Origin of the sequence: Butyricimonas sp. (genome assembly GCF_019423355.1) — a bacterium.
Lineage (GTDB): Bacteria > Bacteroidota > Bacteroidia > Bacteroidales > Marinifilaceae > Butyricimonas > Butyricimonas faecihominis.
In genome coordinates this window covers 58,178-79,706 of sequence record NZ_JAHZBP010000002.1, presented here as the reverse complement: position 1 = coordinate 79,706, position 21,529 = coordinate 58,178, and the positions used below count along the sequence as shown (strand labels likewise).

At 43.0% G+C, this 21,529-nt stretch carries 14 protein-coding genes; all 14 read left to right on the top strand.

Translation table 11 applies throughout. The annotated features are described in order from the left end of the window. Window positions 1–14: 14 nt before the first annotated feature. On the top strand, window positions 15–1,802 hold the full coding sequence (locus QVC79_RS03015) for a chloride channel protein (protein ID WP_087419945.1): 1,788 nt from the start codon (window positions 15–17) through the stop codon (window positions 1,800–1,802). A gap of 160 nt (window positions 1,803–1,962) precedes the next feature. After that, window positions 1,963–2,184: a DUF2795 domain-containing protein gene (locus QVC79_RS03010; protein ID WP_009135471.1), complete on the top strand. Its 222-nt coding sequence runs from the start codon at window positions 1,963–1,965 to the stop codon at window positions 2,182–2,184. A gap of 257 nt (window positions 2,185–2,441) precedes the next feature. Beyond that, window positions 2,442–2,987 carry an RNA polymerase sigma-70 factor gene (locus QVC79_RS03005; protein WP_270593851.1) on the top strand — a complete coding sequence of 182 codons (546 nt, stop codon included), beginning with the start codon at window positions 2,442–2,444 and terminating at the stop codon, window positions 2,985–2,987. Between the two features lie 434 nt (window positions 2,988–3,421). Then, a complete protein-coding gene (locus tag QVC79_RS03000) occupies window positions 3,422–4,585 on the top strand; it encodes a FecR family protein (protein ID WP_270593853.1) in 1,164 nt (387 codons plus the stop codon). A 77-nt stretch (window positions 4,586–4,662) separates the two neighbouring features. After that, complete coding sequence (locus tag QVC79_RS02995; protein ID WP_270593854.1) at window positions 4,663–8,301, top strand: SusC/RagA family TonB-linked outer membrane protein; 3,639 nt, start codon at window positions 4,663–4,665, stop codon at window positions 8,299–8,301. Window positions 8,302–8,327: 26 nt separating this feature from the next. Next, window positions 8,328–9,707 (top strand): RagB/SusD family nutrient uptake outer membrane protein, encoded by a 1,380-nt coding sequence (locus QVC79_RS02990; protein ID WP_270593855.1) that lies wholly within the window; start codon window positions 8,328–8,330, stop codon window positions 9,705–9,707. Window positions 9,708–9,719: 12 nt separating this feature from the next. Then, the gene (locus tag QVC79_RS02985; protein WP_270593856.1) at window positions 9,720–9,944 is read left to right on the top strand and encodes a hypothetical protein; all 225 of its coding nucleotides are present in this window, start codon (window positions 9,720–9,722) and stop codon (window positions 9,942–9,944) included. Window positions 9,945–9,955: 11 nt separating this feature from the next. Then, on the top strand, window positions 9,956–11,230 hold the full coding sequence (locus tag QVC79_RS02980) for a hypothetical protein (protein WP_270593857.1): 1,275 nt from the start codon (window positions 9,956–9,958) through the stop codon (window positions 11,228–11,230). Between the two features lie 121 nt (window positions 11,231–11,351). Next, complete coding sequence (locus tag QVC79_RS02975) at window positions 11,352–12,272, top strand: ABC transporter ATP-binding protein (protein ID WP_270593859.1); 921 nt, start codon at window positions 11,352–11,354, stop codon at window positions 12,270–12,272. Window positions 12,273–12,300: 28 nt separating this feature from the next. Beyond that, window positions 12,301–14,607 carry a Gldg family protein gene (locus QVC79_RS02970; RefSeq protein WP_270593860.1) on the top strand — a complete coding sequence of 769 codons (2,307 nt, stop codon included), beginning with the start codon at window positions 12,301–12,303 and terminating at the stop codon, window positions 14,605–14,607. Window positions 14,608–14,738: 131 nt separating this feature from the next. Further along, the gene (locus QVC79_RS02965) at window positions 14,739–15,338 is read left to right on the top strand and encodes an RNA polymerase sigma-70 factor (protein WP_270593862.1); all 600 of its coding nucleotides are present in this window, start codon (window positions 14,739–14,741) and stop codon (window positions 15,336–15,338) included. 41 nt (window positions 15,339–15,379) lie between these two features. Beyond that, on the top strand, window positions 15,380–16,546 hold the full coding sequence (locus tag QVC79_RS02960; RefSeq protein ID WP_270593863.1) for a FecR family protein: 1,167 nt from the start codon (window positions 15,380–15,382) through the stop codon (window positions 16,544–16,546). A gap of 85 nt (window positions 16,547–16,631) precedes the next feature. After that, entirely contained in the window at window positions 16,632–20,009 is a 3,378-nt protein-coding gene (locus QVC79_RS02955) for a SusC/RagA family TonB-linked outer membrane protein (RefSeq protein ID WP_270593865.1), read from the top strand. A 12-nt stretch (window positions 20,010–20,021) separates the two neighbouring features. Next, on the top strand, window positions 20,022–21,518 hold the full coding sequence (locus QVC79_RS02950) for a RagB/SusD family nutrient uptake outer membrane protein (protein ID WP_124317781.1): 1,497 nt from the start codon (window positions 20,022–20,024) through the stop codon (window positions 21,516–21,518). The last annotated feature ends 11 nt before the right edge of the window (window positions 21,519–21,529 follow it).

Genomic DNA, 21,529 nt, shown 5'->3' with positions numbered 1-21,529 from the left:
TACACTTTTAGATCATGGCGGCGATTAACGAAAAGGGGTTATTGGGTAAATTTTTGGTGTGGCGGGTCCGTTACATCAAGGAAAAGCAATTTATTGTCATGTTGAGTATTCTGGTCGGTATCGTTACCGGCTTGGCGGGAGTTGTGCTGAAAAATATGGTACATTTTACACATATGTTTTTCACGGAACGAATGCAGGTGGACAGTGGTAACTTGCTTTTCTTTATATACCCTTTTATCGGAATATTGCTGACGACATTATTTGTGAAATTTTTCGTGAAAGAGGGAATCAGTCATGGTGTGACAAAGGTATTATATGCTATTTCCCGTCGCAACAGTATGATTAAACCGCACAACAACTATACCTCGATGATTGCCAGTACCCTGACCATCGGTTTCGGTGGATCGGTCGGGACGGAGGCTACCATCGTGTTGACCGGGGCGTCCATCGGTTCGAATCTGGCACGCTTGTTTCGGATGAACTACAAGGTGATGACCTTGATGATCGGTTGTGGTGCGGCAGGTGCCATTGCCGGGATCTTTAAAGCTCCGATTGCCGGGATTGTATTCACGATGGAGGTGTTGATGCTTGATCTGACGATGGCCTCGTTGGTACCGTTGATGTTCACGGCTATTACCTCGTACGTGGTTACATTCTTCCTTATGGGGGATGGTTTCGTGTTCTCCTACCAGATCACGGATAAATTCGTGATGGCCAATTTCCCGTACTACGTTATACTGGGCATCTTTGCCGGGGTGTTGTCTGTGTATTTCGTTCGGATGAATCTCCGGGTAGAACAATTCTTAGGGCGTATCAAGCATACATGGAAAAGAATAGCCATCGGTGGGGCCTTGTTAGGCGTCATTATTTTCGTGTTTCCCCCTCTATACGGTGAAGGTTACACGGCTTTGGATGACATGATGGCCGGACATTCCGATAAATTATTAAATAATACTTATTTCTTCGGTTTCCGGGATAGTGCTTGGATGATGATCCTTTTCGTGGTCGGGTTGATATTCGTAAAAGTAATTGCCACGGCTTTAACCAATGGTAGTGGGGGTGTTGGTGGTGTTTTTGCACCGAGTCTGTTCACGGGTGGTGTTGCCGGGTATTTGTTGGCGATGTTGATTAATATGAGCGGAATCCGTATCGTGGAACCCAGTCATTTCGTCTTGGCGGGAATGGCGGGAACGATGTCCGGTGTCATGAAGGCCCCGTTAACAGCCATGTTCTTGATTGCCGAGATTTCGGGAGGTTATGCCTTATTTCTACCTTTGATGTTGACCTCGGTTATTTCTTACCTGACCAGTCAAGGGATGGAACCTTATTCTATTTATGCCCGTCGTTTAGCCATGCAGGGAGACTTGTTGACTCATAACAAGGATAAAGCCGTGTTGACTTTGATGAAATTGAACAAGGTGGTGGAAACGGATTTCAAGACGATCGAGGTGGATGCGACATTAGGTGATCTGGTAAAGGTGGTTTCCAAATCGAGCCGGAATCTATTCCCTGTTTTGAATTCCAACCAGCAATTGTTGGGGATTGTCTTGCTGGATGACATTCGTAAAGTGATGTTTAATCAAGAATTGTATTCAAAAACCTACGTGCGGGATTTCATGACAACGCCTTCCGTGGTGATCGACATCAATGACTCGATGGAGGTTGTTATGAAGAAATTCGAGGATTCGAAAGCGTGGAATCTCCCTGTCCTTCAAGATCATAAATATATTGGTTTTGTTTCTAAAGCGAAGATATTCAACACGTATCGAAAAGTGTTGATTCATTTCTCCGATGATGAATAGTTTTTAGTGTAACAATTTAGATCGTTTTGCGTTATTTATGGCGATACGTTAGATTTAATGTGTCTAAATAATTTCTTATTAGGAAAAAGAAGTTGTATTATTAGAAATAAACTATATATTCGCGGCAAAAATAAGAAATTACATTAAAAACGATATAACTATGTATTGGACACTAGAACTTGCCTCTAAATTGGAAGATGCGCCTTGGCCAGCATCAAAAGATGAGTTGATAGACTACGCCATTCGTTCCGGGGCACCTATGGAAGTGATCGAAAATCTTCAGGATATCGAGGATGATGAAGAAATATTTGAAAGTATTGAAGATATTTGGCCAGACTATCCGAGTAAAGATGATTTTTTCTTTAACGAGGACGAGTATTGATTTATTCGTGTAAATGAAAAGATAACGAACCACCCCTTGCGGAGTGGTTCGTTGTTTTATATAGCAACATGAAATCTTCCCCATTGTTTGGGAGTGAATATTTATTTTTCATCATATATGGGGATTGTCATTTTTATTTATAAATTTGATATTTGCATCCGTAAATTGTTAAAATCGATAGAGGCGTTTGGTGGTTTTGAACAGATCCAATTTTGAGGATGGGTGTAATACTATAATAAAAGGTTATGATGGAGTCCATGGAAATATTAGTAAAGCAGGTGTCGAGTGGAGACAGGAAGGCGTATGCGGCTTTATTTCATGAATTTTACACTCCTTTGTTACTTTATTCCATAAAATTCACGAGGAATAGGGATGCCTCGGAAGATATTGTGCAGGATTTTTTCTGCCGTTTGTGGGAGGACCGCAAAAGATTGATAAATGACAAGTCCTTTCATGCTTATATTTATAGTTCTGTGCGGAATCGTTCGTTGAATTATTTGAGAGATACCCATTCTGTTTCTATTGAGGGGTTTGAAAAACAATCTGATGAGGATTTCTTGCGGGAGATGATGGAAGAAGAGGTGTATCGGGAGTTGTATGCTGCCATTCAGAAACTGCCTGAACGTTGTCGCCAGATTTTTTTATTGAAACTGGACGGGGAAGAAAATCAAAAAATTGCTGATATGCTTCAAATATCAGAGGAAACCGTCAGGAGTCAGTTGAGAAGAGGTAAAGAGTTGCTACAAAATAATGTTATCAGTTTCTATGTTTTAGGGTTAATATGTTATTGGTGTGATTTGTGAGTTCATCTTTTTGGCATTGAAGGTTCATAAAAAGATAAATGTTTGAACTGTTTTGATAAAGTTCACAAGTCGTGTTTATCATGTTATCAAATTATTATTATATACTTATTGTCATGTTAATATTTACTATGTAAGTATAATATATTATTATAATGATAGGAGCGGAATAGGGGAGGAATGGGAGCGGAATGGGAGCGGGTAACATGATGATAAGAATTTGGTCATAATTTTATAACATTTTGTTACACTTGATGCCTTGTAATTATAGAATTTGTGGGAATAATGTGCTTTTGAGTAGGTTTTGTATTTATTATTTTGTAAATCAGTGTGTTATTAGCCTTGGTAAATAATAAAGATTATTTTTCCCCAAAAAATAGGGAAATGATTTGCACGTTTCCTTGTTTCGTGTGTATGTATGGTAAATATGATGTGGTATGAATGCGGATAACGAGAAGATCAAGCGTATAATTGTTAAGTCTGTTTTGGGGACTTTGACAGAGGAGGAGAACTTTGTATTGGAGGAATGGTTTCAGGAAAATGACCGGAACCGGGTTCTCTATCAAAAGTTATCTTCTACTGTCGAATTGAAACATAAGTACAAGCAATACGAGAATATAGACGTGGCGGGGGCTTTCCGGAGAAATCAACGTCGTTTGTATCAGAATGTTCCGAATAGGGTGCTGAAAAGGATTCTGCCTTATGCGGCGGTCGTGTTACTTTTGTTTGGTGGAGTTTTTTGTTTTTTGATGAATCGTTCCGGGGAAGTTCGGGAGGAGGTTCCGGTTGCACTGTCGGCAGGCGGGAAATATGCGGAATTAATTCTGGCAAACGGTCAGAAGGTGGACTTGCATGAGGGGATGGAAATGAAACTTCGAGAAAGGAGTTCCAATATTCAAGTAAAAGGAAATGTGGTTTATTATGAGGAGAATAAAGATAGCGTGACGCTCGGCGAATACAACATGATTCGTACCCCGTTAGGGGGAGAGTATTCCCTAACGCTGGCGGATGGTACGAAAGTTTGGTTAAATGCGATGTCTGAATTACGTTATCCGGTGGCATTCGGGGAAGGCGTTCGGGAAGTAGAGTTGAAAGGAGAGGCTTATTTTGAAGTGGAGAAGAATGAAGGCAAACCGTTTATCGTGAAGACGGACGAGTTCAATGTTAGGGTGCTGGGAACCTCTTTTAATATTTCAGCCTATTTAGACTCTCCGTTGGCTCATACCACGCTTTGTAGTGGGCACGTGAGGATCAATGACCGGACGAACCCGGGAAAAGAGGTCGATATTTTGCCGGGCGAACAGTTATTATTCCATCGGGATAACCGGGAGATGAGCGTTCGGGAGGTTGATACTGACGTGTTTGTCTCTTGGCGGGAGGGATTTTTCCAGTTTGATAATAATACCGTGGAGGAAGTTTTCACGATCCTGCAAAGATGGTATAATATTCAGGTTTTTTATGCTAACGTGGAGGTTCGGCAGGAGCTTTTCACTGGTAAATTGCCTCGTTTTGACAATCTTCAGATTATCATAGATTTGATCGAACGGGTTTCCGACCTGAAAATTGAGGTAAGAGGGAAAATGATTTATATAGATAAATAAAAAAGATCGGCAGAACAGCTAACCACAACCTTCTGCCAATCTCATGCGATGTTTAACAAAGTAAACTCTACAAATTTATGAAAAAAAAATCAAAATGTAGGGAGTTGGTCATTCCTTTAAAGGGGAATAGGACATTCCTTGCCATGAAGTATTTGATTATCTTGCTTGTGGCAGTTAATTTAAACGGATTCTCGGAGGTGAAAGCCCAGCGGATTGCGGAGTACGAGGTGGAAAATGCAAATTTGAAGACGTGTATAAAGAAGGTAGAGCAATTGACGGGGAAGGGATTTCTTTATAATGGTAACGAGTTGGAACGAGTGGGGCGTGTAACTTTACACTTGAAGGACGTGGGATTGGATGATTTATTGACGAGAATATTGCAGGGGAGCGGGTATACTTACGAATTGGTGAACGGGGTTATCGCTATAGTCAAAACGAAGGATGTTCCCCGGAGAGAGGTGGAACAGGAACGTTTGAAGGGACGGGTGCTGGATGCTTACGGTAATGCTCTTCCGGGCGTGACGGTATTGATTAAAGGTACGAACATGGGTGTCGTGACAGATACTGCCGGGCGTTTCACGCTTGCTGTTCCGAAGGAGAGGGAAATCGTGCTGGCATTTTCGTTTGTCGGGATGGAAAAACAGGAGATTAAGATCGTTGATTTTCAGCGGGAAATAAACGTAGTGATGCGAGAGAAAGCGGGGGAGCTGGAAGAGGTGGTTATCACGGGATATGGCGAGACCACGAAACGTAAGGCTGCCGGGTCCGTGGCTGTTTTGACGAAAGATGCTTTCGAAAACAAGATCCCTACCTCGGTAGATGATATTTTGCAGGGATTAGTTGCCGGGGTTGCCGTTAAAGCTACCTCCGGGCGTCCGGGCGAGTCGTCGAAGATCAGGATTCGCGGTATAAACACGATACAGGGAGATGCCGAGCCTTTGTGGGTTGTTGACGGGGTACCCTTGCAGGATGACCTTCCGGAAATTGATACCGATCAGATTAAATCCGGTAATTTGAACCAGATTTTCGTGAACGGGGTAGCGGGAATTAACCCGAGTGATATAGAGAACGTGACGATATTAAAGGATGCGGCTGCGGCAGCGATTTATGGTTCACGGGCTGCAGGCGGTGTGATCGTGGTCACGACGAAACAAGGACGTCCCGGGAAGATGAAGGTGAATTATTCGATGAGTTTAACGATGGGATTAAAACCGCAACGGGATGCTAATTTGATGAATTCGAGAGAGAAGTTAGCTTGGGAACAAGAGTTATGGGACGAGTTCTCCGCGGATGCTTTTGCTGCCAGTGCCCCTCACGTGGCGGTTGTCGGGATAACGGGAATGGTTCGGGCAAATAAACTGGGACGAGACGGTAAACTTTGGACGGATGAAGGATTCGAAGCGATGAGCGTGGCAGAACAGGAGGCCTATTTAAATGATTTGGCATCCCATTCCACGGATTGGTTTGACGAGTTGTTCCGGAATTCTTTCGAGATGAATCATCACTTGTCTCTTTCCGGTGGTGACCAGAAGTACACGTATTATTTTTCTATGGGATACGCTTCCCAAGAGGGTTTGGTGCGTAAAACCGATTATGACCGTTACAATCTGAATTTGAAGTTACACATGATGCCTTCCCCCAAGATTACAATCGATGCGACTGTTAAGGTGTCCCGTTTGGTTTCGGGTTCTTATTCCGGTAGTGTTGATCCGTTTTCTTACGCTTATTTTGCTAACCCTTACGAGCGTCCCTATAACGAGGACGGGAGTTACCGGGCGGATATGACTTACCAGAATCTGTCGGCAATAAATGATGGTGATATCAGTACGGATTTGCTCCCGTCTAACGGGTTTAATGTTTTGCGGGAGATTGATGAAACGTCAGGTAAGAATGACAAAATGACAACTTCCGGTTCTTTGAATTTGAGGTATAACATTACTAGTAAGTTGGCTGTATCGGGATTGGTTTCTTATTCCTACGATCATAATAAATCGGAAGACGTGATTGGTAAAGATACTTACGCGGCTTTCACGGACCGGCTCTATTTTGACCGGACGAATGAAAACTGGACTCCTTACGGTTCTATCACGCAAACCGCCTCTTCCGGTGATAGTTATGATGCCCGGGCTCAGGTGTCTTACATGGATACATTCTGGGATAAGCATACAATTTCGTTATTAGGGGGAGCGGAGTTACGAGGGAATAAGTCCAAGCGTTTTTACACGAAACGTTACGGGTACGATCCGGATACCGGTAATTTTTCCACGCCTGTGAATCCGGATCCGGATGGATCGGATGCGTCTTCTTATGCCAATTTAATGGATGATTTATCCGGGCAGTCGATTAAGGAAAACACGTATGCTTCTTTTTATGCCTCTTTGGATTACACGTTTTTGGATCGGTACATTTTGAACGCGGCATTCCGCACGGATGGTTCGAATAATTTCGGTAGTAAGGAGCAGTTTAACCCGACGTGGTCATTGGGGGTGGCATGGCATCTGGATCAGGAGAATTTTATGGCAGCATTACAACCTTATATCAGTCGGTTAACTTTGCGAGTGGCCGGTGGATACACGGGAAATGTCGTTCAAGGGGTGTATAAGCAGTTAGTGATTAAATACGGTTCTTCCTACTGGAACGGGGAAAAAACCGGGAGTATTGATAAGGCCCCGAATTCACGGTTGCGCTGGGAGAAAACAAGGGATATGAAAGTGGCTCTTGATTTCGGGTTGTTTGATGACCGGGTGAGCGGGTTGGTTGAGGGATATTACCGGAAGAGTTTTGATATTATTTCTAATTCGGCTCTTTCAAGTACAACCGGATTCAAATCAATTGTTTATAACGCGTCTGATATTGTGAATAAAGGTATTGAAGGTACGTTACGGGTGGCGGCGTTGAAAACTCGTGATTTTGGTATTGACGTGGGGGCGAATGTCGCTTGGAATTACAATAAATTGGCTCGTTTCCGTACTTCTAACGGTGCGACGTTGGTGGACGGTAGGTTTGAAGGTTACCCGCAGGATGGAATTTACGGGGGAAAGTTGATCGGTATTGATCCTTGGACGGGACTTTATCTTTACAAGTTGAGACCGGATGCCGATATTAAGGAGACTTCCGATTTGAACGAGGTGAAGAATTATCGTTATTATATCGGGACGCAGAATGCCCCGGTGACGGGTGGTTTTAACGTGCAATTCACGTACAAGAATTTGAGGCTGAACGTGGGGGCTTCTTACGCTTGCGGGGGGAAGACCAGTAGTTTGATGAATTCCCCGGCGACGTGTGACAAGGTGGCTTGGTATGGAAACGAAACGCCTCAATCCGCTTACAGTGATTTGTATCGTAATCACTTGAACGTGAGCAAAGACGTGACGAATCGGTGGACGCAAGAGCGTACGACAGGGGTGAAATATCCGCGAATAGTGGATTATTTAGGAGAGTCTTTGTCGTTGGGGACTTATAACGCGATGTATGCCTCTATTGTGAACGGTGCTTTTTATGAGAGTAATTCTTATTTGAGAATCCGTGATATTACGCTTTCATATAATTTGCCGAAACCGATGCTGCAAAGGATGGGATTATCTTCTTTGATGATGTATTTCACGATGAATAATTTCTTCACGTTTACCGGCTATTCGGGAATTGATCCGGAGACTCCGGGAGCGACTTATCCGGTTACCCGTTCGATGTCTTTCGGTTTGAGTGTCGGTTTTTAGTTTTGAAATTATTAAAAACAATGTCTATGAAAGGTTTGAAGTTATATATGATGGTGTTGATTGTAGGAATGTGTTGTTCCTGTGATGAATATCTGGAGGTGAAAAATTACGGGCAGGTTTTGCCTGAAACGGACGAGGATTATGCCACGCTGATCAATAATCAATTGTCCGCGATAGATAAAGGGACTGCCGGGGCCGCGAATATGCTGGGGTCTTTTGCTTGGATGATCGAGTTGGAATGTTATTCTGATAATCTGAATACCAGTTTGATGACAAGTAACGCTTTATCATATATTTATGTGGGTACGAATGTTAATTCGGCCCAGTATAGATTTATGAATTATTATAGCCTTATCAAGGATTATAATATTATTATAGATAATCTGAAGGAGCGAGACACGGAGTTAGGGAAGAAAATTCTGGCAACTGCCTACACGATGAGAGGGGTGATGTATTTTAACCTGATGCGTGAGTGTTGCGAGGCGTACGAGAAGGATAGGGCCACGGAAATCATGGGTGTCCCTAACGTGGAGCATTTTGATATAGAGGCTAAACCGGGGAGAGGAAATATTCAAGAGTTGGTGAATTTTATTGTTCAGGATCTGGAAATGGCCATCCGGATGAATCAAACGGATGAACAGTATCGTTTCACTGCGGATGTTGCTCGTGCTTATCTTGCCCGGACTTATTTCTGGGCTCAGGATTGGAAGAACGCGATAAAGATAGCAAAGGAAGTTTTAGATAAGTATCCTCTTGTCGAGGGGGATGAATACAAAGAGATGATCCAGTCCCCACAAGGAAAACTAGGGAATATGCTATTTCGCACGTTTATCACGGGATCGCTAACGACGTACAACCGGAATTTGAAGAATGTCAAGACTCGCCCGGTGAATATGTCTCTGATTAATCTGTTCCCGGAAAAAGAACGGGATATTCGTTACACGACGTTTTTTGATTCTGAATTTTTTAGCACGAAAGGTATTCGGGTTTGCGTTCGTGCGGCTGAGATGTGTTTGATTCTTGCGGAGAGTTACGCTCATTTGTCAGATACTGACAATGCTCTGATCTATTTGAATTTGTTGCGTTCCAAGCGGATTGCCGATTATGTTCCTTATACGGTAGCCACGTTACCGACCGTGAACGAGAGTGATGTGATAAAGACGGATGCTACGGGTGCCAAGTTAACCCCTTTGATGTCAGCTGTCTTGAATGAACGGAGAAAGGAGATGTTCATGGAGGGGGATCGTTGGTTTGAGTTGAAACGGAACGGTTCTCCGGAATTTTGGGTGGGTTATAATTTCGTGAAGTACACGACCGAGAAGTATCTCTACACGTTCCCTCTCCGAAAAGCCGATCTGATTGCTAACGAGAATTTGGTGCAGAATCCCGGATATGAAAATCTTTAAAAAATGAAAGCTATGAAAAAGATATATTTTTGTTGTGTGATGTTATGTATGTTTTTTTGCTGGGGATGTGAAAAACCGAATGAATTGCCACCCCGTGAGGAGGCGTTTAATGATATGGACTTTACCCTTCCGGCATTACCTCGGTTGACAGATGCGGAAAGGGATATTATCGCTGCCCAAAAACAAGCGTACGAAGAAGCTATCGGCGTGCGGGCTGTTTCCAGTAGTAACCAGTAAATGAGATGACTATGCAGAATATATTAAGATTGATCGCTTTGTTTTCGGTGATCGTGTGTTTCACGGCTTGTTCTGAGGATGACGATGATGCCCGGACGGTTTCTTTCAAAAGGGCTGTTTATATACTATCTTCTAATCAAGCGATAGAGGTTGAAATCGGGTTATCCGAGGTGGCGGAACAAGAGTTGACCGTTCCTTTTGAAGTTTTCGGTACGGCAGTTGAAGGAGAAGAGTATTCGTTATCGGCTCACGAGTTCGTGGTGGCTCAAGGGGAAAATTCGGCAAAGGTGGTGATTACTCCCGTGGATAACGTGTATTCAGACAGGCAGATTCGCTTGGAACTGGCGGATGTGCCGGGGTATGCTTTTGGCAACTATCGGGTTGTTTTGATTCCTGTTGAAACGAAGGAGGTGATTACAACTTCCTTTGCGGCAGATGCATATATCTTGAAGAGTTCCTTGACGGTTTCCATGAATCTGTTTATCGGGGGTACAAGTTACACGCATCCCTCTTACCCGGTTACCGTTCCGTTTGAGATAGATCCTTCTTCGACGGCCGTGTTGGGCACTCATTTTGAGATTGAGGGCGGGGGCTTGGAATTGGTGATGCCGACGAAGGGTTCGTCCGCACAGGTAAAGATTAAGTGTTTGAAAAAAGAGGTGGGTAAGGATAAAATCGTGCTGCGTATGTCCGACAGTGATTTGCATTACTTGGCAGGGGAGAGGAACCGGACGACAATCACGATTGATGGTCCCACGACCTTCAAGGATTTGGAGGGAACGTGGCGGATGGATGGATTTACAAGTCTTACTCACGTGAAGAATTCCGTTTTTGATGAAGATAAATCCGATTTGGAACATTTACCGGAGAATAATCCGCAAACGGATAAACTAGTGTTCACGTCGGGAACCACGAATCGAATGGATGTTAGCTTGATCACGGGTGATTTAGCTCATTATTTAAGAAATTGTGACCTGACGTCCGTGAAAGAGGAAGAGGAGTACTTGTATGAAATGGGGGATAACCCGCCTTTTGAATCCGTACTGACGATGGAGATGAGCGAGGCTAACGTGAATTATTCGGCCACGAATGTAAGTTTACGTAAAGCTCAAGTCGGGTTCCGGGTGTTGGATGGTGGGAATACGTTGGAATTGCGTATTTTTGATTACGAACCGACAGATTTTTTACAGAGAACATATAATGATAGAAAAGTTTCTTCCGCTTTTGGTAAGGAACCGATGAAGCAGGATTTTACGCTGGTGTTTAAGTTCGTGAGGGAAAATTAGAGAGATGTTTAGGTGTTGAAAAAAAGCAGGTTACAAGTTTGAATTTCGTCAACTTGTAGCCTGCCTTGCCGGAGGCATGGCGTTCAGTTTGTTATAGTATGAAATCACAAATTGTTTATTTATGGGAGAAACGATTGTTAAAGTAGAGAAGTTGTCTCATCGTTACAGCGTGCAATGGGCTGTTCGGGATATTAATTTTGAGATCACGAAAAACGGAATATATGGTTTGCTAGGTTCTAATGGAGCCGGCAAGTCAACGATTATGAATATTATGTGCGGGGTGCTGAAACAGACGGAAGGGAAGGTGTATATTCAAGGGGTTGATCTGGCGGAAAATCCGGTTGATGCTAAACGACATATTGGTTTTTTACCACAGAAACCACCTTTGAATATGGATTTGACGGTTGAGGAGTACTTGAGCTTTACGGCGAATTTACGTTGGATTCCGGCAGCAGAGGTTGCTCGTGCGGTCAAGGCCGTGATGGGGAGGTGTGATATTACACATTTCCGCAAACGGTTAATCCGGAATTTATCCGGAGGGTATCAACAGCGAATCGGGATCGCGCAAGCTATTATCCATAACCCGAAGTTCGTGGTGCTGGATGAACCGACAAACGGATTGGACCCAAACCAGATCGTGGAGATCCGGCATTTGATTCAGGAAATTGCCGAGGAGCGGACCGTGATTCTTTCCACTCATATTCTGTCGGAGGTGCAGGCCACGTGTGACTATATCCGAATGATTGAACAGGGTAAGCTGGTGTTTGCCGGAACGGTGAACGAATTCGATAATTATATTGTTCCGAATACGTTGTTTGTTTCTTTGGCTGCGGCTCCCCCGGTGGGAGAATTGGCGGCTATCCCGGGGGTGTCAAGAGTGGAAGAATTAGGCGGTTCTGATTACCGGGTACATTTCACGGATAAACGGGATGTCACGAATCGCATCGTGCAAACCAGTGTGGCTAGGGATTGGGAGTTGACGGAAATTCGTCTGGAAAAGAGTTCATTAGATACTATTTTTGCCGAATTGTCAAAAAAGTAGGATGTGATACACGCTAAAAAATATTGAGATGAAGACATTGAGTATGATATATAAAATTTCTAAAACAGAGTTACAGACTTTGTTTTATTCCCCGATTGCTTGGCTGATTATCGTGATTTTCACGTTTCAGACGAGTATGGGATTTAGTGGGGTGATGGGCGATTTAGTGAAAAGTCAGGAATTGGGCTATGGGTTGCAGAGCGTGACTAAAAATATTTTTGGTGGCTGGATGGGACTTTTTTCCACGGTTCAACAATATCTTTATTTATATATTCCCTTGCTGACGATGGGATTGATGAGCCGGGAGTTTAGTAGTGGGGAGGTTAAATTGCTATATTCATCGCCGGTGACGAACACGCATATCGTGTTAGGAAAGTTTTTGGCGATGATGGTTTTTGCTTTGGTGCTAGTTGGGATTCTTCTCGTTTATGTTATTTTCGGGTTGTGTACGGTGAAATCATTTGATTTGTCGTTAACGCTTTCGGGGTTGTTAGGAATCTATTTATTGATTTGTGCTTATGCAGCAATCGGTTTGTTTATGTCCTGCCTTACTTCCTACCAGATGGTTGCCGCGATGGGTACACTGGCTGTTTTGTCCGTTTTGAATTTTATCGGTTCGGTGGGTCAGGACATGGCGTTCGTGCGGGACGTGACCTATTGGTTGTCTATTTCCGGGAGGGCGGAAGAGTTTATTAACGGGTTGATATGTAGTGAGGACGTGCTTTATTTTATCGTGGTAGTCGTGTTATTCCTCGCGTGGAGTATTATCAAGTTACAAGCTGATCGGCAGAAAAAGGCGTTGAGTGCTACCGTGGGGAAGTATGTTGGTATATTTGGGATTGTAGTGTTGATCGGGTATTTTTCTTCTCGTCCGGTTTTTAAAGTTTTTTATGATGCGACCCGCACGAAAGTAAATACATTGACTCCTAATAGTCAGGAGATTGTGAAACAACTAAAGGGAGGGTTGACGATTACGACTTACACGAATTTATTAGATGAAAATTATTGGATTGCTTTGCCGGGTGCAATCAATACAGATCTGGAACGTTTCGAGAAATACCTTCGATTTAAGCCGGAAATCAAGATGAAATACGTTTATTATTACGATAAGGTGAAGAATGAGGATCTGGATAAGCGTTATCCGGATATGAATGACGAAGAACGGGCGAGAGAATTGGCTAAAGGTTTAGAGATGGATTTCAAGATGTTTCTCTCTCCTGAACAGATTCGACAAAAAATAGATCTTTCTTCAGAAGGTAATCATTTTGTACGCCTGATAGAACGGGAGAGTGGGGAAAAGACTTTTTTGAGGGTGTTCGATGATAACAAGCGTTTGCCTTCCGAGGCGGAGATTTCTATCGCTTTGAAAGGATTGGTGACTACAAATATGCCGAAAGTGGGGTTTCTGATCGGACATGGGGAGAGGGATAGTAAGCAGGACGGAGATCGGAATTATAATCGTATAGCTCAAGATAAACCGTTTCGGTATTCGTTAATTAATCAGGGATTTGCTTTCGAGGATGTCACGTTGGAAAAGGAGATTCCTACTGACATTTCTATTTTGGTGATTGCTGAATTGAGGAGTCCTATTACGGATGAGCAGATGAAGAATCTGGATGAATACGTGGCTCGTGGAGGAAATTTATTGATTGCAGGAGAACCGAATCGACAGGAATATATGAATCCGTTGGTGGAACGTTTTGGGGTTTCTTTCATGCCCGGTTGTCTGGTGGAACGAAATGAGAATTTCTTGCCAAATTTTATAAAAGCACGTCCTACTCCGGAAATTTGTGAATTAGCTTACGTGTTTGAAGGGTTATTGGAGAAGAATCGTTGTGTCACGATGCCGGGGTGTACGGGATTGACTTACTCGGAGGGGAAAGGATTTCAAGTGATTCCTATGTTGGTAAGTGATTCGGTTGGAAGTTGGAATGAATTGGAAACAACGAATTTTGTCGATGATTCGGTGAGCTTGAATCCCGCTATCAGTGAGGTCGAAAAATCTTACCCCACGGCTTTGGCATTATCGCGTACGATTGGAGGTAAAGAACAGAAAATCGTGATTCTGGGTGATGCGGATTGTATCAGTAACGGGGAAGTCAGTATTTATAGAAAGACGGTGAAGGCGTCTAATTTTGCCGTAATTGCAGGGGTGTTCTACTGGTTGTCGGATGGGGAAGCCCCGATTGATATTCGCCGTCCGGTTCCGCCTGACGATACGGTTTATTTGAGCCAACGTGCCATGAATGGGGCTCGAATTGCTTTTATGTGGGGGTATCCGGGGGTGTTGTTGTTGATAGCTGTTTTTATCTGGTTAAGAAGGAGGGGAAGATAAATGTATATAAGAAATGGTAACTTCGTGGAGGTTACCATTTTTTATTGTTCACTCAGCACGAATATATTTTTAATTCCTTTAATAAAAAGTTTAATTTAATCTTTTATATTTGCATAAAAGAATGAATGTACATGGTTGTGGATTATTCGGAAGATAGGGAAATGTTAACGTTATTGAGGCGTGGTGAAATCTCTGCATTTGTAGATATATACACCACGTACTTCGATGCGTTGCTGAATTATGCCGATCGTTTGCTGAATGATATGGAGGCGGCCCGGGACGTGGTGCAACAGGTGTACTATAAAATATGGGAAAACCGGGATGCGTTGAATATTTCTCTTTCTATTAAAGCTTATCTTTTTAAATCAGTTTATCATGGCAGCTTGAATACGTTGGCTCATCAGAAAAATATCCAAAAGTACGAGCAGGAACAATTAACTGATTTCTACTTCTCTACAGTGATACAATCCCCCGAGGCGGAAGAGGCTTTGTGGAAATCGGATATAGAGCTGGCTGTTCAAGAGGCCATCGCAACTTTACCCGAGAAATGTCGGGAAGTTTTCGTGTTGAGTAAGATTGAAGGGTTGAAAAACCGGGAAATTGCCGAAAAACTGAATATTTCGGAAAAAACGGTTGAACGTCATATGTCAATAGCATTGAGTAAGTTACGAGACGAACTGGACTGGTTGTTACAAATTATTTTATTTTTTTCATTTTCTCATTGGGGGTAAAGTTTCCCTCGGCTGTCTTTAGTGTATAAAAGCACGAGAAGATGGACGATAAAAAAATCAATATAGAAGAATTACTGGTCCGAATACTGGAAAACCGGGCAGGTTCGGAAGAAATACGATATTTCTCGAAATGGATGGAGGGGCAGGAAAATCGGGTGTATTTTGAGAAGTTCAAGAAAATATGGAATTTTTCCGCGGGAAGTCACGCAAGTCCGGAAATGCTGGAGGCGGGGGTAAGAGATTACCGTCTGTTTATGGAAAAATCTCTGAAATCGAAAATGCGTGTGACGTTGATGTGGAGGATAGGTTCGGTTGCGGCCGTGTTATTGATGATCCTGTCTTCTGTCTTCTGGTTACGGAAAGACGTTTCGGAGGTTTCTTCGGGTGAAAAATATGTCGTTTCTTCGGGACGGGAAGTTATTTTGAAGTTGGCTGATAACAAAGAGATCATACTTGGTGATTCGTTAAACCTGTCGGGAGTGGCGGGAGAGTGGGTCAGTGTTGATAAAGTGGATCACCGGGGAATCGTGTATAGGATAAAAGATTCGACGGGAATCGAAGAAGAAGAATTGAATTATAATCAAATTATTGTTCCGGCAGGCGAGCGTTTTCTAGTGCAGCTGTCTGATGGAACCAAGGTATGGATTAATTCGGAAAGTGCTTTGCGTTACCCGGCTTATTTTGGTAAAAATATTCGGGAAGTCGAGGCCCGGGGAAACGTGTATTTTGAAGTGGCCAAGGATTCGACCCGCCCGTTCGTGGTGGCATCAAGGGAGTTGACCACGGAAGTGTTGGGAACCCGTTTTGAGGTGAACACCTACGGGGACCGGGATGAGGTGAGCGCGACGTTGGTGGAAGGAAGCGTGCGCGTCGGTGTTGGCAGTCGTTTTGTTGTCATCAAGCCTAACCAACAATTCACGTTTAACACGAAGAGTGGCACTATCGAGGTGAACGAGGTGGATGCCGCGAGGGAAGTGATGTGGAAGGACGGTATACTGGTGATTGATAACGAGGCTTTCCGGGATGTGGTCTGGAAGCTGGAACGCTGGTATGGAGTGTCGATCGTGAACGAGACCGGACTTGTATTTACCCAATCTTTTAGCGGGGAGTTCGACCGGGAAGATATTCATATGGCAATCGAGTCACTGTGTACAAATTTAAATATTACTTACACGATGGATAAGGATCGAATTATTCTGAAGAGGTAACAAAAAAGAGCATCCGTGCGACCAACACTATTCGATGCTCTTTGCGCTAAGCCTTACTTATTAATAAACTTAACATGACAAAATTATGAAAAAAAACAAGTATTCGTTGTCTTTGTCATTAAAATTTCTCTGTAGAGTCGTTTTATTGACAATTTTTGGGACAAGTTTCTTATTCTTTTCAGTGAAAGGTGATCCGGTGGAGTCACAACGGGTGACGTTGGAGCTGAAAGATGTTTCTCTCTCCGAGTTGTTTCAGGAGATAAAGAAACAGACTTCTTTCAAGTTCTTCTATAACGACACGCAGGAGAAGGAGATGGGGAAGATCACGATCAGCGTGAAGAACGAGACGGTGGAAAACGTGTTGGATCGGGTATTCCAAGGTAAGGAGTACACGTATCGGGTTTCCGGAGAACAGATTATCGTGGTAAAGCGTCAAGAAGCGAGAAAGCCAATACAAGAAGTGGTCATCGAGGGAACAGTCTTGGAAAGGGATTCGATGCCTATTATCGGGGCCACAATCGTGTTACAGGGAACGACAACCGGAGTAGCAACCGATGTGAACGGTAAGTTCCGGTTAGTCGTGCCTATGGACGACGAGATTTATATCGAGGTTTCTTTTCTGGGAATGAAAAAACAGGTGCATAAAGTGTTGGGATTACCGACCCCGAAACCGATGCGGATTGTGATGCAGCCGGAAACGGTGGGCGTAGACGAGGTGATTGTGACCGGATATGCCAATATTCGGAAAGAGAGTTTTACAGGTGCAGCCACGACGGTGACAAAGGAGGATATTTTGAAGATTTCTCCGAGAAACGTGATTGACGTGTTACAGGTTTTTGATCCTTCGTTGCGTGTTGTGAAGAATAACGAGATGGGGTCAAACCCGAATGCGTTACCGGAGTTCTATATTCGTGGGCGTACCGGAATGGATGGGGTGAAACAGCTTGATCTTCTTGAAGCACAACAGGGAGGGAGTGTTTCAGAATTTTCATTGACAACTAATCCCAATTTGCCCGTTTTTATTCTGGATGGTTACGAGGTGAATGTCCAGAAAATATACGATATGGATCCGAACAGGATTGCCAATATCACGATTTTGAAAGATGCCGCAGCGACAGCCATGTACGGTTCTCGTGCCTCAAACGGTGTTATTGTGATCGAAACGGTAACCCCTGAATTGGGTAAATTGCAGGTATCTTACACGTTCAATGCTTCTCTGACGGCTCCTGATCTTTCTGATTATAACTTGATGAATGCGAAAGAAAAGTTAGAGGCCGAACTATTGTCTGGTTTGTACGATCTTTCCAAGGCTAATGATATGACGGCTTATGTCATGAAGAAAAACTATATTACACAGGGTGTTGATACCGATTGGATGTCACAACCTTTGCAAAATCAATTTAATCACTCTCATAGTTTGTATGTATCGGGGGGAACGGAAGGGTTTCGGTTCGGAGCAGACTTGAGCTATAGTCATGAGGGGGGAGTTATGAAAAAATCTTATCGTAATCGTATGAGTGTTGGGGTATATGTTGATTATCGAGTGGGCAAGTTACAGATTCGGAACCATGTGTCATACGACCTTGCCAAATCATCAGATTCTCCCTATGGCTCGTTTAGTGACTACACGAAACAACAGCCTTATTATGCCATACATGATGAGGACGGGAAACTGAAACAAACCTTGGCTACCGGTATTCCGAATCCTCTTTACGAGGCAACTTTAGGTAACTTTAGTCGTGGAGAATCCACGAATTTAACGAATAACCTGAGTTTTTACTGGTTTATCAGCGATCATCTCCAATTACAAAGTCAATTCTCTGTTACGAAAAGTGATACAGAAGACAATAATTTCACGGACCCTTTATCAACAAAGTATAGTTCTCAAGATAATCCTTTTACTCGTGGGGATTTGTCTGTTAGCAGTACGGACAATTTTAGTTGGAACGTGAACGCATTTTTGGCTTATAATAATTCGATCGGGAAGAATTATTTGAATTTGTCCTTGGGTATAAACGCTCAAGAGAATCAAACGAGTAGTTTATCGTCTCAATACAGAGGATTTCCTTCAGCAGCTTTACACACGATAGGACACGCCAAGGAGATCGTGAGTAAACCTTCCGGTGCGGATAACAAGACCCGTTTAATGGGAATCTTTATTTCCGGGAACTACTCTTGGGATAATATTATTCTGGGGGATGTGTCTATTCGTTTTGATGGTTCTTCCGAGTTTGGTTCCGATTCACAGTGGGGGTCTTTCTGGTCGGTTGGTGGTGGTATTAATGTTCACAATTTGAAGTTCATGAAGGCTCTCCCGTGGCTTAATCAATTTAAAATTCGCGGAACCTATGGTGCTACCGGTAAGGTGAACTATCCTCCTTATGCAGCACGTGATACTTACGAGGTTCTTTTTGATGACTGGTATTCCACGGGTGTCGGGGCTACCCTGCAAGGTATTGGAAACGAAAAGCTCGTTTGGGAGAAAACCAACACGACGAATATCGGTTTTGATCTTAGTTTTTTCCAAAGCAAGTACAGTTTAACTTTCTCATGGTATAACCGTCAGACCGTGGATATGATTACAGATGTTACCATTCCGTCTTCAGCCGGTTTCACTTCCTACAAGGATAATATGGGGGAAACTCGTAATCGGGGATATGAAATCAGTTTAAGTGCTACCATTCTTAATACGAAGGATTTTGGAGTAAATGCTTTCATTAATTTCGCTCGTAACGAGGGGAGATTGATGAAAATATCCGAATCTTTGAAAGCATATAATGAACGAGTGGATGATTATTTAACGTTACAACATACGGCATACGCGAATTCGGCTGAAAAATCCGAACCGTTCCTAAAATATGAAGAAGGTGGTTCCTTGACAGCTATTTATGGGATGAAATCATTGGGAATTAATCCTGCGGATGGGGAGGAATTATTTGTAGATCGTTCAGGGAATGTCACGGGGAAATGGTTATCATCCCAGCAGCAGATTATCGGAAATACAGAACCCAAAGGGCAAGGATCGTTCGGGATCAATATTCGGTGGAAACGTTTGACCCTGTACACGAGTTGCATGTACGAGTTCGGAGGGCAACAATATAACTCAACCTTGTTGGGTAAAGTGGAATGTGTTGATTTATCTTCGTCCAATGCGGATAAACGGGTATTGACGCAACGTTGGCAAAAGCCGGGTGATGTCACACCTTTAAAGAATATTGCCAATCGGAAGCTGACCACCCAGTCGACCTCCCGTTTCGTGCAGGATAATAACGAGTTCACGATCAATTCGATCTCGTTATCCTATGAATTCAATCCTGAATGGGTGAGACGTATCGGGTTGGATGTCCTTCGAATACAGGCTAGTACGAACGATTTGGGTACATTCTCCTCTATTAAGCAGGAACGAGGATTGGATTACCCGTTTGCCCGTACCTTTAATTTGGGTTTAAGTGTTAGTTTCTAAAATCATTCGCTTATGAAAACGTATAAAAATATATTATTGTCCGGTTTGTTACTCTTTTCCCTTTCTTCTTGTTCCGATTGGTTTCAAGTGGAACCGGAAAACGAGATTGCTAAAGAAGATTTATTTTCCAGCTATGATGGTTACAGGACAGCACTAAACGGTATTTACCGGAACTTGTCCGGAACATCGCTTTACGGGCAGGACCTTTCGTTTGGTTTTATTAGTTTGCTCGGTCAGAATTATGAAGTCCCTTCTTGGCTAGCTTTGTACCCTGAATATTATTTTCTCGGTAATGCTATAAATTATAATTACGAGCATAATAATATCAAAAGTATCACTCAAGCTATTTGGGAAAAAGCGTATAATACCATCGCTAATTGTAACGTGCTTATCCAGAATACAGAGGCACACGGGAACGACTTTTTCTACGAGGGTGAAAACGAGAAAAATATTCTTATCGGGGAGGCGAAAGGGCTTCGGGCATTGATGCATTTCGATATATTGAGGTTATTTGCCCCGGCTCCTGTAACGGGAGATGATGCGGCTTATGTTCCTTATGTAACGGTGTATTTGACTTCACACCCGACCCATCTGCCAACATCCGTGGTGCTGGATAGTATTATCAGTGACCTGAAACAGGCACAACGGCTATTGGCTTATAACGATACATTGTATAACTATAAAATGATGGAAAGTGCGAGTATGCGTTTTGATGGTAATGTAACAGGTACGGCTCTTGGTGGTGATTTTTTTGCATACCGGGGAACTCGTATGAATTATGTTGCAGCGACGGCCTTGCTAGCTAGAGCTTATCAATACAAGGGAGATCGGGCGATGGCTTATCAATATGCTCAAGAAGTGTATCGTTTCCAAAGTGAAAAAGGTTGGTATCGTTTTACTCCCGAGGGGAATATCAGTAACACGAATGTTCAATATCGCCGATGTAAGTTATTTGATGATATTTTATTGGCTTTTTATAACACGAAAATATTTGACGTTTATAATGACTGGTTCCAATCGTTTTATTCGTCTTATTCACAATTCCCGATTAAGAACAGAACGAATTTGTTTACGGGGGATTTGGCTGACTTTAGGTATCGTTATTTGCTTCACGAGACCGGGTATTCCTTGAAGTGGGTTCCTGTAACGGATGCCAGTGCTTTATGGAATATACAGTATCAATATCCTCTTTTGCCTGTTATGCGTATGAGCGAGATATATTACATCATGTGTGAGTATTTGGCCGAGACGGATTTACCACGGGCAATTAATTTACTCAATACCTTGAAAATAGCTAGAGGTGCGGCCGAATTAAATACTTCCTTGACAAAGGATGAATTTCTGGATCGAATGTACATGGATGCCACACGTGAATCCATTGCTGAAGGGCAGACTTTTTACTTGTATAAACGACTGAATAGGGATATGTACAACGGGGAATACCCGATTGACATGAGTGGTGGAAAATACGTGATACCACTCCCGGACAGTGAAACCATCATCCAATAAAGAATAGGAAT

What these genes read in the sequence shown, in the direction of transcription:
- QVC79_RS02985 (WP_270593856.1), top strand. Translation starts at nt 9,720, where the DNA reads ATGAAAAAGATATATTTTTGTTGTGTGATGTTATGTATGTTTTTTTGC.
- QVC79_RS02960 (WP_270593863.1), top strand. Translation starts at nt 15,380, where the DNA reads ATGGACGATAAAAAAATCAATATAGAAGAATTACTGGTCCGAATACTG.
- QVC79_RS02975 (WP_270593859.1), top strand. Translation starts at nt 11,352, where the DNA reads ATGGGAGAAACGATTGTTAAAGTAGAGAAGTTGTCTCATCGTTACAGC.
- QVC79_RS03015 (WP_087419945.1), top strand. Translation starts at nt 15, where the DNA reads ATGGCGGCGATTAACGAAAAGGGGTTATTGGGTAAATTTTTGGTGTGG.
- QVC79_RS03010 (WP_009135471.1), top strand. Translation starts at nt 1,963, where the DNA reads ATGTATTGGACACTAGAACTTGCCTCTAAATTGGAAGATGCGCCTTGG.
- QVC79_RS03005 (WP_270593851.1), top strand. Translation starts at nt 2,442, where the DNA reads ATGGAAATATTAGTAAAGCAGGTGTCGAGTGGAGACAGGAAGGCGTAT.
- QVC79_RS02950 (WP_124317781.1), top strand. Translation starts at nt 20,022, where the DNA reads ATGAAAACGTATAAAAATATATTATTGTCCGGTTTGTTACTCTTTTCC.
- QVC79_RS02955 (WP_270593865.1), top strand. Translation starts at nt 16,632, where the DNA reads ATGAAAAAAAACAAGTATTCGTTGTCTTTGTCATTAAAATTTCTCTGT.
- QVC79_RS02980 (WP_270593857.1), top strand. Translation starts at nt 9,956, where the DNA reads ATGCAGAATATATTAAGATTGATCGCTTTGTTTTCGGTGATCGTGTGT.
- QVC79_RS02970 (WP_270593860.1), top strand. Translation starts at nt 12,301, where the DNA reads ATGAAGACATTGAGTATGATATATAAAATTTCTAAAACAGAGTTACAG.
- QVC79_RS02995 (WP_270593854.1), top strand. Translation starts at nt 4,663, where the DNA reads ATGAAAAAAAAATCAAAATGTAGGGAGTTGGTCATTCCTTTAAAGGGG.
- QVC79_RS03000 (WP_270593853.1), top strand. Translation starts at nt 3,422, where the DNA reads ATGAATGCGGATAACGAGAAGATCAAGCGTATAATTGTTAAGTCTGTT.
- QVC79_RS02990 (WP_270593855.1), top strand. Translation starts at nt 8,328, where the DNA reads ATGAAAGGTTTGAAGTTATATATGATGGTGTTGATTGTAGGAATGTGT.
- QVC79_RS02965 (WP_270593862.1), top strand. Translation starts at nt 14,739, where the DNA reads ATGGTTGTGGATTATTCGGAAGATAGGGAAATGTTAACGTTATTGAGG.